The sequence below is a fragment of the Petrocella atlantisensis genome, from assembly GCF_900538275.1.
In the GTDB taxonomy this organism is placed as follows: Bacteria; Bacillota; Clostridia; order Lachnospirales; family Vallitaleaceae; genus Petrocella; species Petrocella atlantisensis.
The window spans coordinates 1192487-1207566 of the sequence record NZ_LR130778.1; the positions used below are offsets into that span (position 1 = coordinate 1192487).

At 35.1% G+C, this 15080-nt stretch carries 15 protein-coding genes; all 15 read right to left on the reverse strand.

The features are described 5' to 3' along the window. Positions 1–9 precede the first annotated feature (9 nt). Positions 10–852 carry a 5-dehydro-4-deoxy-D-glucuronate isomerase gene (gene kduI / locus PATL70BA_RS05565; RefSeq protein WP_125136450.1) on the reverse strand — a complete coding sequence of 281 codons (843 nt, stop codon included), beginning with the start codon at positions 850–852 and terminating at the stop codon, positions 10–12. Between the two features lie 304 nt (positions 853–1156). Beyond that, entirely contained in the window at positions 1157–2179 is a 1023-nt protein-coding gene (locus PATL70BA_RS05570; RefSeq protein ID WP_172596115.1) for a LacI family DNA-binding transcriptional regulator, read from the reverse strand. Positions 2180–2247: 68 nt separating this feature from the next. Further along, a complete protein-coding gene (locus PATL70BA_RS05575) occupies positions 2248–3366 on the reverse strand; it encodes a GGDEF domain-containing protein (RefSeq protein ID WP_125136452.1) in 1119 nt (372 codons plus the stop codon). A gap of 178 nt (positions 3367–3544) precedes the next feature. Beyond that, positions 3545–4801: a GerMN domain-containing protein gene (locus PATL70BA_RS05580; RefSeq protein ID WP_125136453.1), complete on the reverse strand. Its 1257-nt coding sequence runs from the start codon at positions 4799–4801 to the stop codon at positions 3545–3547. A 588-nt stretch (positions 4802–5389) separates the two neighbouring features. Then, positions 5390–6130 carry an IS21-like element helper ATPase IstB gene (gene istB, locus PATL70BA_RS05585; RefSeq protein WP_125136454.1) on the reverse strand — a complete coding sequence of 247 codons (741 nt, stop codon included), beginning with the start codon at positions 6128–6130 and terminating at the stop codon, positions 5390–5392. Next, positions 6130–6417 carry a hypothetical protein gene (locus PATL70BA_RS05590; RefSeq protein ID WP_125136455.1) on the reverse strand — a complete coding sequence of 96 codons (288 nt, stop codon included), beginning with the start codon at positions 6415–6417 and terminating at the stop codon, positions 6130–6132. The genes istB and PATL70BA_RS05590 overlap by 1 nt, the downstream gene beginning before the upstream one ends. After that, positions 6414–7496 (reverse strand): IS21 family transposase, encoded by a 1083-nt coding sequence (gene istA / locus PATL70BA_RS05595; RefSeq protein ID WP_125136456.1) that lies wholly within the window; start codon positions 7494–7496, stop codon positions 6414–6416. The genes PATL70BA_RS05590 and istA overlap by 4 nt, the downstream gene beginning before the upstream one ends. A 131-nt stretch (positions 7497–7627) precedes the next feature. Continuing rightward, entirely contained in the window at positions 7628–8122 is a 495-nt protein-coding gene (locus PATL70BA_RS05600; protein WP_172596116.1) for a hypothetical protein, read from the reverse strand. Between the two features lie 188 nt (positions 8123–8310). Continuing rightward, a complete protein-coding gene (locus PATL70BA_RS05605) occupies positions 8311–9591 on the reverse strand; it encodes a hypothetical protein (protein WP_125136458.1) in 1281 nt (426 codons plus the stop codon). Positions 9592–9772: 181 nt separating this feature from the next. Next, positions 9773–10303, reverse strand: a complete 531-nt coding sequence (locus PATL70BA_RS05610; protein ID WP_197715791.1) for a hypothetical protein — start codon at positions 10301–10303, stop codon at positions 9773–9775. Between the two features lie 88 nt (positions 10304–10391). Next, the gene (locus PATL70BA_RS05615) at positions 10392–11132 is read right to left on the reverse strand and encodes a UPF0489 family protein (protein WP_125136459.1); all 741 of its coding nucleotides are present in this window, start codon (positions 11130–11132) and stop codon (positions 10392–10394) included. Between the two features lie 175 nt (positions 11133–11307). After that, positions 11308–11745 carry a cytidine deaminase gene (locus PATL70BA_RS05620; RefSeq protein ID WP_125136460.1) on the reverse strand — a complete coding sequence of 146 codons (438 nt, stop codon included), beginning with the start codon at positions 11743–11745 and terminating at the stop codon, positions 11308–11310. A 196-nt stretch (positions 11746–11941) separates the two neighbouring features. Beyond that, the gene (locus PATL70BA_RS05625; protein WP_125136461.1) at positions 11942–12862 is read right to left on the reverse strand and encodes a hypothetical protein; all 921 of its coding nucleotides are present in this window, start codon (positions 12860–12862) and stop codon (positions 11942–11944) included. A 297-nt stretch (positions 12863–13159) separates the two neighbouring features. Continuing rightward, entirely contained in the window at positions 13160–14194 is a 1035-nt protein-coding gene (locus PATL70BA_RS05630; RefSeq protein ID WP_125136462.1) for a HEPN domain-containing protein, read from the reverse strand. A 295-nt stretch (positions 14195–14489) separates the two neighbouring features. Beyond that, complete coding sequence (locus tag PATL70BA_RS05635) at positions 14490–15005, reverse strand: YcxB family protein (protein ID WP_125136463.1); 516 nt, start codon at positions 15003–15005, stop codon at positions 14490–14492. Positions 15006–15080 lie beyond the last annotated feature (75 nt).

Here is a 15080-nt window from a genome sequence, read left to right on the forward strand (position 1 = left end):
TAGACGCTCCTATCTTAGATCTTTCATGGCTATATGATCCATATCTGTAAATGTCTTGTTTTCGCCTACCATACCCCATATGAAGCTGTAGGCTGATGTGCCACAACCGGAGTGTATGGACCAACTGGGTGCTATGACGGCTTCTTCATTCCTTAGGACGATGTGTCTGGTTTCTGTTGGCTCTCCCATTAAATGAAGGACGATGCTATCTTGTGGTAAGTCAAAATAGAAGTAAACTTCCATACGTCTTTCATGGCTATGACAGGGCATGGTATTCCATACACTGCCCGGTGCCATCTTTGTGAGGCCCATGCTGAGTTGACAGGTTTGCAATACTTCCGGATGTAAGAATTGGAATATAATTCTCTTATTGGCGGACTCTGCATCACCCATTGGTACTTGTTTGGCTTTTGTGATGTCAATGTGGACCGTCTCATAATGCATATGTGCCGGTGCACTCAAGGCATAATATTTACTTGGATTGTTTACGTCATCACTTGCAAATATGACTTCTTTGTTGCCTTTTCCTACATACAGGCCGTCTTGAGACTTCATGGCATATACGTTACCGTCTACTGTAATGGTACCGGGTCCACCTATATTAATAACACCCAGTTCTCTGCTTTCAAGAAAATAATTGACACCTAAGGATTTCATAACATCCATGTCTTCATCGAGTTTTTGACTTTGTTCATCCGGGCAAAATCCCATGGTGATGATTCTGTCAATATGGCTGTATACACGTTGGATTTTTCCAAGATTAAATAAGTCTTGAACTAAAAACTCGTCTCTAAGTCGATCCGTTGTATAATGCTTTGCATCTTTTGAATTTGAAGGTTCTCTTACAATCATCTTTTCTCCTTTTCATCTTAATTTGAAACTTTTAAGTTTGTTTATAGAAACAGGTTCGGTACGAATATAACACCAAAGCATGTATTTCATAAATCGGTTTAGTAAACTGTTATAAAATTATTACTGAACATATACTTCAGTAATTTACCGAGTAGATAAACCGGTTTATTAACTATATTATAAACCATGTTCATTATATCGTCAACATTATTCAACAACTTTCTGATCATTTGCGACTTTACAGTTAAATTCTAAAAAAAGTCTTAAGAGTCGTATATTAATACATCTTTTCGACTATTATATCCTACAAGGAGTCATTTTTTTTGAATCCACATGATTCCCTCACAATTAACTCACATGGAAAAACATGCTGTACACACTTGTCAACATTCTTATCTTCAATGCGTCGAATCAAGAGCTCTGCTGCTTTTATCCCCATATCGTAGGTATGCTGTCCAACAACCGTCAGTGGTGATTCGAGCAGATTTGCTGCCGGAAAATCATCCACGCCAATGACCGCAACATCTTCCGGAATCTTAATTTTTTTCCTCTTAAGATATGTCAACACTTGTAAGGTCGCTAAGTCATTAATACAAAAAATCGCTGTAGGTGGATCATCCATCTTAAATAAATCATCCATTTTGGCATCAATATTGTTTTCTGATACGTATACAATTAAATCCTCATCTGCAACGATATTATATTCCACTAATGCATCATAATATCCTTTAATTCTAGAAACCCTTGAACTGTTAAGATGTTCATCCGGTATAACCACCAAAATCCTTTTATGACCCATCTTGATCAAATGCAAAATAGCTTCAAAAGCACCTGTCCTGTGATCTGAACAAACCATATCGATTTTAATGTCTTCAAATATACGGTCCAACAACACAAGAGGTAGTTGTCTTATAATCTCTTCTTTGAGCAATGCATTGTTTTCTCCCGTGCTAGAAATAATAATGCCATCCACTTGTTTCATTTGTAGCATCTGAATATAGGCATGTTCTTTTTCAGGATTGTCATCACTATTACAAATAATGACACTATAGCCTTTTTTTTGGCAATAATCTTCTACACCACGGCTAACCGCAGTTGAAAATGAATAATTAATGTTTGGAACAATAATACCTATTGTATTGGTCTTTTTTAGTTTCAGGCTTCTTGCTACTGAATTTGGCTTAAAACCGAGTTCTTGGATAACCTCAGAGATGCGTTGGCGCGTATCTTTGGACATAAACTCATATCTTTTATTCAAATATTGAGATACGGTACTTTTTGAAACGCCGGCTTTTTTTGCTACGTCAATCATTCTTATCTTTTCCATAAAAACCCTTTCCATCTCTATAAACTATGCCTCCAATTAAAACTAAGACCTAAAAACGTTACCTTATACTACTTATCCTGTTCTCTCCTGCCATATAAACCTTTTAGTTTTGTTTTGTTGGAATACATCGCTTTGTCCGCTTCACTAAATATTGAATATATACTCTTAATGCCATTTTTGTTATATAGAGCATGTCCATATGCAAGTCTTAACTTTATTTCTCTATTATCATTTATATGAATTAATAACTCATCAAACTTAGTTAAGGCTTCGTCAACCATTTTCTTTGAACCCTCTTTACAAATAACACAAAACTCATCGCCACCAATTCTGTAGGGCGTTCCAATACCCATAAAGCTTTCTTTTATGATACTTGCTGCTTCAAAAATCAACTCATCTCCATACTTGTGCCCATACCTATCATTGGTAATCTTCAAGTCATTGATATCAAAGATAACGATTGTTGCGTTATTATTGCCACTCGTATATAGTTGCATCTCCTCTTCAAAAGATGCTCTATTTTTTATTTTGGTCTGAACATCATATCTGAATTGTATCTCTAGTAAAAAGATATAAAATAACAATAAAGATATTGATGTACAACTCCAAATGAGTAGAAGATCTTTAAACACTATCTGAATAATAATGCCTATTACGGGCAAGAAAAAAATACTAATGATAACTTTCTTGTCACCTAATTTATATTCCGTACTATTTTTAGTTACAACAATAAGAAATAGTACATAATAGAACATGCTAACGATTGTTGGCAGTAAAAATAGATTGCCTCGCGTATATTGACTTTGAGCATCGACTAAAAAAACCAAGCCTGTATTAAAACTTAGAATGCAGATAACGGCATTTAAAAATAAAGGTAATGTTAAAAAGAAGGTATGCAACTTATTATTTTCATATCTAAATAGTAGTAGTAGAAAAAAGGGAACTACAGGGCTTAAGGAAAACCCTAAGACGTTAATTAACCGATGAGGCATCATAAGATTGCTATTGCCTGAGTATTCAATATAGATCGTTACAATTTCCAAAAGTAATAGGATAATTGTTGTCACAACTGCATACGTGTACACCTTATTTTTTTCATTATTTATAATAACATTACGCTTAGCTAGATTCATCAGAAATAAAAGCGCAATAATTGCAAGCAAATCCGTACTGATTAGAGTTATCATATTCGTTTTTCCACTTCTATTTTATTCTTGATTCATTTTATGATTCAAAATGTTACATTCTCGACTCATACCCTCAAGTATAAAATAAGCCCTATAATATTACAACCACATTTGACAAATTCGGTTAGGTCATCCTATGAAGAATATTCTTATGCTTAGATTTTTATATTTTCATCACTTAATTACCAATTAAATCTTCAAAACGGTACAAGGGTTCCTCAAGTGAAATATTACCTATTGTTTCAATAACTTGACCCTCAACCAATATCTGCACCCTTTCAATTTCAGGGAATTCTGTCAATGTGTTTACAATAGAACCAAGGGTCATAAGTTCACCGGCACTTCCGCCTGGATGGTTTTCCACAAACGCTCTTGAAAAATCAACTGTACAGAGTCCATTCTCCAGATTGATACTAAGAAGTCTTGTTCCATCTGGTATGGATGGTGACAATGTGCTACTGTTTGTACCTTCAATCAGCCCTAATATCGATGCTTTGGCTATTTCATTATCATAGACCGTCAGTGTCCTTACTTCTTTCCATACTTTTTGTGCATCCAGATTAGGAAAATACAATGTCACATCATTTTGTGTCATATTCATAGCGCTGGATAAAAAATAGCCTGCCGTAAAGGGTTCATCCCCCAGTTCAAATAATTTTTCGAAAGATACGACCCCTATATTTTCACGTATGACCCGTTGCTCATAATAGTCACTACCTTGCTGCTTATGTAAAACCGTGTATTCTTTAAGACCTGTGTCTTTGACTTCTGCTTTCATGATTTGTCCACTGATTGTCTGAAGCACGCCGCCTTGGTCTCTAACATTTTCAGTCCAGTACGTTCCGACAACTAAAGGTGTCTGGATTAAGGTGAGCTGATCATACTTAGAGTCCATCATGACTTCTTCTGTTTTTGTTTGTATAAGGCTATTGCCATTTATCGTATAGGTTAGTTCTATGGAAAAATCTTTGGTACTTTCACCATCTGACATATCATCCACTCTACCACTTACCATATACATGCGTTTAGTCGGTTCACTCAATATTGAATTCAGCTGTGCCTTATGACCATATTCTGCAAATCCTTCGTATTTCCACTCATAACCAACACTACTTGGTAATAATTCTGACAACACATCGACTTGATAGATAGGTTCATTAATGCTTGCCACTTTTGTTAAAGCATTCCATCCCACTTCTTTTCCAAACAACTCTGTGACTGCACGAAGAGGTATATAGGTTGTACCATCGACAACAAAATTATCTGTAGAAACCGGAATACTGTCCACTTCTACCGTCACAGTGTTTCTATAAACTTTTATCAGCTCACTTAAATCATTCCCCATTAGTGTCCCAGATAAAAACGATAGAGCCAGTAAAACAGTAAACATAGTTATCCATGATTTTCGTGTTAGAGTTATCCGTTTGTTTTTCATAGCATTCACTCCTATTCTATTATAGTTGTAAAGTTATTATGATTTTTATTGCTCAGCTGAAACGTTATCCACAAAAAGAAGGTTATACTATGTATTATATACTTTGTTAGGCACTTTTGAAAGTCAAGGGTGAACTGAAAGGGTGTTCTCATGACAACTATCTTGTATTCTGTTCTGACTGTTATTCTGTGTATGAAATTGTTATTGTTAGCATTTGATTCATTCACATTCTTTGTGAATAAATGAGCCGGTTCCCTGTGATTCCAATAAGCTATGATGCTTGTGAAATTGGCATAGGTGAATCGGAAGTGTCTGTCACTTTTGGTTTCTCATGATTTCATCTAGCGTATGAATTTCAGCCTTTAAAAAATATAGTAAATGTCACATAACGTCCTGTGTGTTAGCGATGTGTGGTAACCTTCCACTAACTTAAAGCGCCCATATCGCTAATACGCTGTTATGCGAAGGATTGTGCGTTAGCAACCAAGTATGTGTTTGTCAACGAAAAAGTGAGCCACTTGATCACCAAATTGTGAGCCACTCTGATTATAAAAAAGTGAACCATGTGATCATGAATTTTTGAGCCACTTAGTTCAATGACTTACTTAATCGATAAGAATCACCATTCATATTTAGTATATGAGCATTAAAGGTTACTCTATCGATCAAAGCATTAGTTAACAATGTATCTGGGAAGAATTCTTCCCACTTTGAGAATTCGAGGTTTGTTGATATAACAACACTTCCTCGTTCAGAACGCTCTGATATTACCTGAAACAATAGTTCTGACTGATACTTATTAAATGATAGATAAGATAACTCATCGAGGATTAATAAATCAATCCTTGATAGCTGACGAATAAACTTACCCAAACGTTGTTCTGATTCTGCTTCAACTAATTCTGTAGCTAAACTGGCCGCAGTTGTAAAGTGAACTTTGAAGCCATTTAAACAGGCCTTTAGACCAAGCGCTATAGACAAATGTGTTTTACCTGTACCAGGATTGCCAATAAGAATGATATTTTCTTTCTTTTTGACGAACTCACAACTGGCTAACTCAAAGATCGTAGATGAATCTACATGTTGTAACCGATTCAATTCAAACTCCTCTAATGATTTTTCGAAAGGAAATTTAGCTTGGCGCTTTAACCTAATCAACTTATTTTCCTTACGATTGCCTGCTTCAACCTTTAGTAGTTGTAGTAAGAATTCCTCATATGTTTGCTGGTTTTCTTTGCTATCTCGAAGCACTTGCTCGTAGGACTGAAACGAAGAAAGTTTCATTGCTTTAGATAAGAGTTTTATTTGTTGGTTGACGATAGAATCCATTAACTATTCACCTCCTGTATCAGCTGATCATAGAGATTTAGCTGTGTTGGGATGACAGTTATGTCAGGCGTTTCTTTTAACCCGTTAGATTCCTTTAAATAGGCTAAAAGAAGTTTCTGACCACCATGTTTACTCGCATACATCTGTAGGACATCCTTTGGAACATATTGTCTTACTGGTGCTGCATTAAAGATGGCTCGTGGTTTTGCTTCTAACAACTTAATATAGTGACCAATGTCATAAGTACGATGATTCTTACCATAGTTGCGTTCATGATTAGCAATCATTTCATTTTATGGTAAACACGAATCTCACTTGGTCCAGCCTTAAGGCAAACTTCTTTCCCACAATAATCCGTTGGGACAGAGTACTTATTCGTCTGGAAGGTTATAAGTGAATATGCACTGACTTCAGGGTAGAGAAGCTTTTCAGGGCTATAGTGGTACAAAGGCAGTGGCAGTAAAACACGTTTTTCAATGCTGAAGTTTTCACCTACAGTACCGGTTCTGCTAGCAATAGAATGCTCTATGTATCCTTGGCAGTAGCTTTCTAAGGTGGCATTTAATTCGTCTAGTGAATCAACTTTTGGCATTGGAACCATAGCATTTCGCCTAACGTAGCCCACAAGATTTTCAACAAGACCTTTCTCATTACCACTACGTGGATTACAGTAAGTAGCAGCGAACTGATAATGGGCTTTCAACTCACAGTAGCGTTTGGTCTCTTTGGTCACGTATGCACCAAGACCCTCGCTTACAGCCACCTTAGCATTATCAAAGATTGTACGCTTAGGTACGCCACCAAAGAACTTGAATGATGAAATATGAGCGTCTAGAAAGCATTCCTCATTTTCAGCATAGTATGCCTTCACAAAAAAGTGGCCGCTGAAGCATAATCGCATGCAGAAGAATTTCAGTTTCTTACGTTGCCCTTTGATGTAGGCATAGGCACTACCAAAATCAATCTGTGCAGCTTCGCCAGGGTCAAATTCTAAAGGAACAAAGGCTTCTTTAGTCTTATTCCTAAGTTCACGAACAACACGCCGAATGGTTGAGCCACTTCCACTAAAACCAAGCTCGTCTTGTAGTCGTTGATGAATCCTTGTGGCAGTATGCTTTTGCTTTTTGAAGGAATGGGTATCATCTTCTTCAAAACACTTAAGAATAAAGTCTTTGACTTCATCTGTAACAACAGGGGTTGATCTTGATGAGTATTCCTTGCGTTCCCATGGAACATGCTCACCGTTACAGTACTTAGAAACCGTGTTTCTTGAGATATCTAGTTTTCTAGAAATTGCTCTTTGGGACATTCCATCATGTAAATGGAGATGTCGAATTTGTTCATAAAGTTCCAAATCTATTTTCACGCCCTTCACACTCCTATACGATAATCTTTTCGTTTATCATACAGGAAATTTTATGAATGGCTCAAAAATTCGTGATCATTATGGTGCTAAATGGCTCACTTTTATATTAGCAAACACACAAGTACTTCTTACTATCTATTTTGCTCTCTTAATACTTTTGACTGCATATCATAATAATCCCTAATCATTGGATTAGTATCCCTTAGTTCTGACCAATCTTGATTTGTCATGTTCTTTGCCTGCTTCATAGTAATACTCAAATCAAATTCATTCATATGGCTCCAGTTCTGCACTTCAGAATTCAAACTGCCTTCATCAATTGCCTGTATTAATGAAAACTGACTTCCAAATTCTCCTTCTTGTATCCATTTCAAAAATATGCTAACTAATCTCATGTCACTTTTAACTTCATTACTACTTGTTGATGCACATATTTCCTCGTTCAATAAAAAACTTCTAATCTCTGGCATAGTTCCCTGATCGATAAGCTGCACTCCGTATTCTAAAAAGTCATATACCTCTGGGTTGATTTTCTTTTTATGTTTCTTTAATTCATCTCCAATTTCAAGCATACTTTTCCATCTACCGCAATTCATAAGTACTGTGCAAACTTCAAACAATTCCATATTCAATCTGTACCTAGTTTTCATAACTCTCAACCCCCAATACCATACCCTCTATATGTATCCAGCATCATCTTTAGCATAACGTTCCCGCAATTCCCGTCGTGCCATTTGTTCAGCTTGTCAAAGTGACACACTTCGGGGCATGATGGGAATTGGCGTGTTAGACGATGGTTGCAATGGAAATTTGATTAACTTTGTTCTTTACATAGTAAAAACTCAATTTTCTTATACTCCGAAGTTATAATTTCATAATTATTACGTTGGTTATCATGACAGACTTTAAAACGTTTTTCTCTAACATCAGGTTTCATTAAATTATCGAGTTGCTCTTTACAACCATTAGCTTCAAAATATTCGCCACTTATGTTTTTTGGTACTGGAATTACCTGCATATTTCCAGGATTAAATATACATCCTTTAATCGGAAACAGATTAATTAAACTTCTTAAATCTTTATCAAAACTTAAAAATATAGGAACAAAGTAATCACCTTCACCACAAGTAGTCATTATCGTTTCCATTGTACGAGGAATAGTAAAATCCCAAGCAATATTGTTTAGAATGCTCAGTAATTTCTCTGTTTTCATATTGGGATGAATCCTCTTAAATATATTTACATCTTTGTTTTTATTAAATAATTTATGTGCGATAACAGCTTCTCTGTCCATGTAAATTCCCAATACATTTGTAATGTAATCAAAATATTGTTCCATTTTTCTTCGAGCACCCAATTTACTTGAAAAGTTAATGTTAATCATACCTATTAGATTAAGCAGATTTTGTCTTTGTATATTTCTATAAAAACTGCAAAATGCCTGTCCATCATCTGTTTTATACATTGAATTTAAAATAAATTTAGCTTGCGCTTCTGCTTCATGATAAGAAATTGTGTATTCGATTCTGCCTAGTTCACAATATACATTCCTATTAATGCTTTTAAAAAGTTCAAGGCTAACTATATTATTGAAAATATCACTTTGGGAAAACGGCTCAAATTCTTTGTTTTCAAAATACTTTGAATTTTCTATGAGATAAAAATTGTAATCGTATCTAAGCTCATTTCGAAGCAGGAAATCTATGGTTTTAAACACATTATTTAATGTTACGTTAACTTTACCTGTTTTAACAAACTCATGAATATAACTTGCAAAGTTAGTATCAAACATTATCGAATAATCAATTTTGAAGTCTACATTTCCGGTATCAAACATATGTATCATCGACTCATTGCTCACAAAATACAAATTACTTGATTCAAAATACGATACAAACCCGCTGTTCCTGCAGTCCAATTTGTTTCGAATTTCTTCATCTAGAAATTTTTTAGGATAATTTTCCAATGAGACTATTGCCTTAAGGTTTTCAAAATGTTCCTTAACACACAGCCATGCAGTAACTATTCCATCAACATCATTTGCCTTACTTAACATATAAGCAAATTCTCTTACTTTCAAACTATCAATACTCATGTTCACCTCATAATAGTAATAATATAAATTTTCTAGTAACAATTGCAACTGTTGTCTAACGTTCCCGTCGTGCCCATCCGTTTAACTTCCCAATGCGGTAACTATCGTGGGCATAATGGGAATTGTCGTGTTATGCGGCGTTTCACACGGAAGTTGTTAATAACATCAAATATAATAGTCATCAAAAATCCCTATAATTATTTATCCTTGAGAATGACGAAGGCTCTGTACTTATGTACAAATAATATCCAGTAATACATACACCAAGTATGCTAGCTATTCCCCATATAAAATATAATAAATTATTCGGATAAATACTAATCCCTTCAGGATATGTAACAACGCCAGAATCTAACAATGTTTCTCTCAATTTCATTAGTATATTGCTCTTTTCTAATTGCCCTGCATCAGGGTTTATACTAAGAAGTTCTTGTCTAGAAGCTACTAAATTCTGATACCAAAAAGCAATATCATTCTGTGGTTGCTTTAGAAATATTGATACTATTCCCTCAGTTAATCCTTTCTCCTCCATATATGCGATTGCTGTATCTAACTCCATTATTGCTAATTCAATAGTATTAGAGTCTGCTGCCCTTTTTAAATATCCCTCACAATTAATGCTAAATTCATATGCTCTAACAACTCGTAAGCCTGCCCAATATAATGTTGAAAATGTAAATATTACAAATAATAATACGGCTAGTTTTCTCAATTTTATCTCCTTCGTATTCATGCTATAGCCAATAATAGCTCCTGTATTTGTAGTGTGTAATGCCGTATAACGTCCCGTGAGTTGACGTTCATTCTGTCCTACTTTCGAAAACAATAAACTCCTCAAAGACACTTATTAGCTCATCAGATTCAATCGGTGTAAATTCAGGTGATTGTGTCAAATATACGAAATCATAAGCCCCTGCTGCATTGAAATCAACTCTTGAAACTGAATTTATTATGATAGGTTCATCGATTCCTACAGGTTCATTCTTTCTATTGGTAACGTCAGTACCCTTAGAATATTTCTTAACTTCTAAAATACAACTCGCACCAACTCCACCTCGAAATAATGAGTGCGGAAAATCCATATGATAAGTGTCAGGATGGTAGACATAAGTTAAATTTGCGACCCATCTAGATATCACTAAATAGAGCAGGAAATTACCTGGATTGATTTCACTTTCTCTAGGATATAGCCTTTGGGAGGGAATTTCATGGATAAGTTCGGTCATTACATATACATGAGTACAATCACCAAGACCTAAATCTGCATGAGCATCAATATGGTCAATATCAAATGGTTCTGTAATAATACCTGATTCAATCTTGCTTCTTATGTCATAAAAAACTTCATCATGATGCGTATACAAACATCCATTGACTTTGGAATTGGAATTCAAACCACATTTGGTAGTTAAAAATTCTCGAACCGCCTCTTTAGAGTCTGGCTTATAATACTCTGATTCTAGTCGTAAACCCGAAGTTAAATTGATACCATTCGCCTTACTGTCAAGAAAAAAATCCAAATCTAGATCTAATATCCTCATTCATACTCCTTACCGAAGAATTAATGTCATCTAACGATTCGCCTGTTCACGAAGTGGCAATCCCACCTCTACCTGCCATTTTGTGAAAAGGCTGTTGTACGGTCGCGAATGGCCCCACGGAGCCAGCCACCACAGACGGTGGCCACCCGAACAATTTCATTAATTCAACCTTATTCTATTTTAAATCCATATTTTGATAATGTTCCAATGTCTCTGACTGATATGCTTTTGACCAATGATGTGGTTGCAGTTCTTTCAGTTCAATGAACTTCAATTGATTTTCTTTTGTTGTTATTCCAACCCGAACATCTTCACCCCAATATCTCAGTCTTTCCTGGCATACTCCACATGGCGTTAGTACTTTGAAAAGTGAGTTTTCATCATCTCTTACAACGCATATACAATGTGTCACTTTTTCATTGTTTTTATGTGCTTCACACATTGCTCCAGTTTCTATACAAATGCTTACGGCTGCATTTGCAGTTTCCAATGCGATACTTGTATAATAGTTATCCTTCTCTGTTCTTATTACCGCCGCTCCACCCCAACCACTTGGATAACGATGCTTTATAAATTCTATTGCTCTTATTTGAATTTTTTTCTCTGTGTTCATATATCCTCCGATTTATCATAACTTACAGATTAAATACGATAATCTCTTTCTTTTATTCGGAGCAAGGACGCGACGGTACTTTGCCATTCGTGCTGTATAACGTCCCATGAGTTGACGACGGGACATCCTTCCTAATTATTGTCCATGTCGTCAATTCACTGTTATGTGAAGGTCCATGCGGAAGCCCCCATAACACTTAATTAAATATATCACTTACCTTAAGGTATATATTTCCTGTATGCGAAGCATGTCTGCGCTTTCTAACAATAAGCGATGCAAAATCAATCTGATTCTCTAGCACTGCCATCAAATCAGCTCCATCCATCAACAAAATTGTACTACGACCACATGAATGAATTCTAACTGCATCTTCAGAAAAACCATTAATTGATAAAAACAGTCCAAGTGTATTATCTAGCTTTCTACGGATTTTTCCAGAGAAAGAGTCCAAGTCAGAAGCATTAGAAGCATATTGCTGCCATTTAGCTTCAAAAAGGAAGTCTGTCGATTCTAATGTGAAAGCACCATCAATTTGTTCTCCTACATTCCTAAATGATGCTTTAGGATCTAAATCAAAGAGTTCAAAAACATCATACATAATCTTCTCTAACTCATATCCTCTAGATTGTACATTCTTTGCACCTACCAAAGAGAAATATCTAGATTTGATACTATCCAATTTACTCATAACCGCTTGGCTAGATTGTATCTTCTTCATGTTTTCCAATCTACGCTTCTTAATTGCACTTTCTTCTTTAGCTTTATTCTCATTGTCCTCAACAGATTTTTTTAGTGCTCGGATTGCTAGTCTAGCTCTATCAGCTTTCTTCTTACCATCTTCAAGTTCTTCTAGATGCCTAAAATTGCTCATCTTTAAAACTTCAGAAATCAGCCGTCTAATATCACCAAGATGTTTCTCTTGATTCTTACATAAAATATCTACTATATCTGATACAATTTGACGCTTATACTGATCCCAGTCAACTTGCGATAAAATCCTATTATCGCTTATACAATTTCCTAAGAAACTTCGTAATGGTGATTTATACCAGTAAATACTACAAAGAGCTTCTTTCAAATTTTCTATCGCAGTAGCTGAAACCAATAATTCACTCATAGTCTTTCCTCTTTTCTTTTATAAACCTAGCATGGACTTTCGCCTAACGTTAGGTGTTGACGACGTCCTAATATTCTTAGGTCATATCTCTTTTGAGTGGCGTAGCCAAACTCATCATGACCTAAAATGATGTGGCACCTTAGAGCGAGTTGCTCATGGCACCCTTGTGGTGACTAATGCAACGAACGTCCAGACTTGGCTTAGGTGCAGGATATATCCGCCTGTCTTTTCCCCAGAATTCCTACCCTCGGCCGGATAAGCTTCAACATGGTGTTAACTGACGTTCTTCTGGAAGCTCTATAGATTCTCTTCTTTCAATGTTTCTTTCATATCAACTAATAATTTATCAAATTCATAATCTCTTGTGAAAGAGTATGAAATATGATTATCAAAAAAATTATGTTCTTCAAGTTTATCTGCAATCAATGATTTAAGAAATTTACCACCAATACCAACTCTGTGGTATATATAACCATATTTCTTGTTTTGCCAATCAATTTGATTGCAATGCACAATATCATTTCTCAAATCATATAAATCAAAGCCCCACCATGCTGTTATTGACAATGTCTCAACAAGTTCCTTACCTCTCCATTTCAAGGTTCTAGTTTCTTTTACCACCGTCTTACCCATAAGCATTTTATCTAACTGTCTTGCAAAATCAAGTTTATTTTTGAAGTCTAGAAGTACTTCAAAACACATTGTCAGATTTAAGATTCTACTTTCATTACTACTCAGTTCATCCATAGAAGATGCATAGTAAAATAACTCTAACGCACGCAGAATTCTAACAACATCTGGGTTAGTACCCCTACTACTTAGCGAATTTCCTATTGTTTCAACTAATGAACTCGGTGAATAGTTATACAGGTGATTGGTAGCAGTATATGGCTTTAACAACTTTACATAATCGATGTTTGAAAACATCTGATTATATATACTGAATCCTTTAGAAGAACTATTCGTTTTATAAATCATCAATTTGAATCCATCCGAGTTACCTGAAGAATTTCTATACTCACATATTCCTGAAAAAGCAATAATATGTGATATTGATATAATATTACTTACATCATCTTCAGAATAGGTATAGCCTTTTTGGATGTAGTCATCTGGAGTTATCATCATCATATTATTAATAATGACATCCTCTGCTGATTTCCTAGAAATTTTTCGTTCATAATGGATATTTAATATTTTTTGAATCTGCACTTTTACAGATTCGTCATGTACATATTTGTCAGCTTCCGTGTCAAATGACCATAAATGATAGCTACCAATTTTACTTGGTAGAAAACTATTAATATATGGCATGAATGCTATCTTGCACATAATATTTCCAACTTTCTATGATTTCAATGTTAAGAAAAACTAAGAATAATGTCAGTTAACGGGCGTGTGTTGACGACGCCAATCTGCTTACAGGGCGAGCTCATGCCTGTGAGCCTGTGAACGGCTAATGCGACCCCGACTCGGTTAGCAGATTGAGTGTTGACAATATGCTGTTAGAAGAAGTAACTTCACGGACCATGCCTACCAACATCCTTACAAATTACAACTCCTAATCTATATCTATCTACCAAACCTATAGCCATTATTATCTTGTTCCTAAACCTCATATATCGAACTACCCTGTTGCCATAGAACGACAATACTTTACTAATTCATCAACATTAATTTGGTCTATAACAAATTGCTTTGGTATAACAACAGCTTGTATTGAACTCACATAAATATAAATAGCTTTTTCAATATCACAAACCTTTATTACACAACTCCAGTTATAAGTACCTGATGAAATTTCTGATTCGTGATGTATTCCTAAATCATCAATAATTAAATGCTTTCCACTAAACAAGTCTCCCTCTTTATTTTCTTCAATCAGCTTATTTATTCTCTTCTTCATTGTGTACCACATATACTTTGGCGTATATATAAACCATACAACTGATAAAATAAAAAATACTGTCATGTAAATAATATTATCTATTTCTCCAATTGCAATAATGGAAAGCATAAATGTGATTGGTCCCATAACTCTTCCTAATAAAAAGCTTTTCATAACTGATTTCGAATTTTCAAAATGATATTTATTAAATTCTATATAATCATCTTTAGTCATTTTTGAATCAAATTCAAACATAAATTATCTCCTTGTCAATATAATAAATTATACCCACCTTCAAGTATGTCAAATCTCATAGTAAGCATTGTACCT

Coding starts and splice junctions, on each gene's coding strand:
- kduI (WP_125136450.1), bottom strand. CDS start 852: ATGATTGTAAGAGAACCTTCAAATTCAAAAGATGCAAAGCATTATACA.
- PATL70BA_RS05570 (WP_172596115.1), bottom strand. CDS start 2,179: ATGGAAAAGATAAGAATGATTGACGTAGCAAAAAAAGCCGGCGTTTCA.
- PATL70BA_RS05575 (WP_125136452.1), bottom strand. CDS start 3,366: ATGATAACTCTAATCAGTACGGATTTGCTTGCAATTATTGCGCTTTTA.
- PATL70BA_RS05580 (WP_125136453.1), bottom strand. CDS start 4,801: ATGAAAAACAAACGGATAACTCTAACACGAAAATCATGGATAACTATG.
- istB (WP_125136454.1), bottom strand. CDS start 6,130: ATGGATTCTATCGTCAACCAACAAATAAAACTCTTATCTAAAGCAATG.
- PATL70BA_RS05590 (WP_125136455.1), bottom strand. CDS start 6,417: ATGATTGCTAATCATGAACGCAACTATGGTAAGAATCATCGTACTTAT.
- PATL70BA_RS05600 (WP_172596116.1), bottom strand. CDS start 8,122: ATGGAATTGTTTGAAGTTTGCACAGTACTTATGAATTGCGGTAGATGG.
- PATL70BA_RS05605 (WP_125136458.1), bottom strand. CDS start 9,591: ATGAGTATTGATAGTTTGAAAGTAAGAGAATTTGCTTATATGTTAAGT.
- PATL70BA_RS05615 (WP_125136459.1), bottom strand. CDS start 11,132: ATGAGGATATTAGATCTAGATTTGGATTTTTTTCTTGACAGTAAGGCG.
- PATL70BA_RS05620 (WP_125136460.1), bottom strand. CDS start 11,745: ATGAACACAGAGAAAAAAATTCAAATAAGAGCAATAGAATTTATAAAG.
- PATL70BA_RS05625 (WP_125136461.1), bottom strand. CDS start 12,862: ATGAGTGAATTATTGGTTTCAGCTACTGCGATAGAAAATTTGAAAGAA.
- PATL70BA_RS05630 (WP_125136462.1), bottom strand. CDS start 14,194: ATGTGCAAGATAGCATTCATGCCATATATTAATAGTTTTCTACCAAGT.
- PATL70BA_RS05635 (WP_125136463.1), bottom strand. CDS start 15,005: ATGTTTGAATTTGATTCAAAAATGACTAAAGATGATTATATAGAATTT.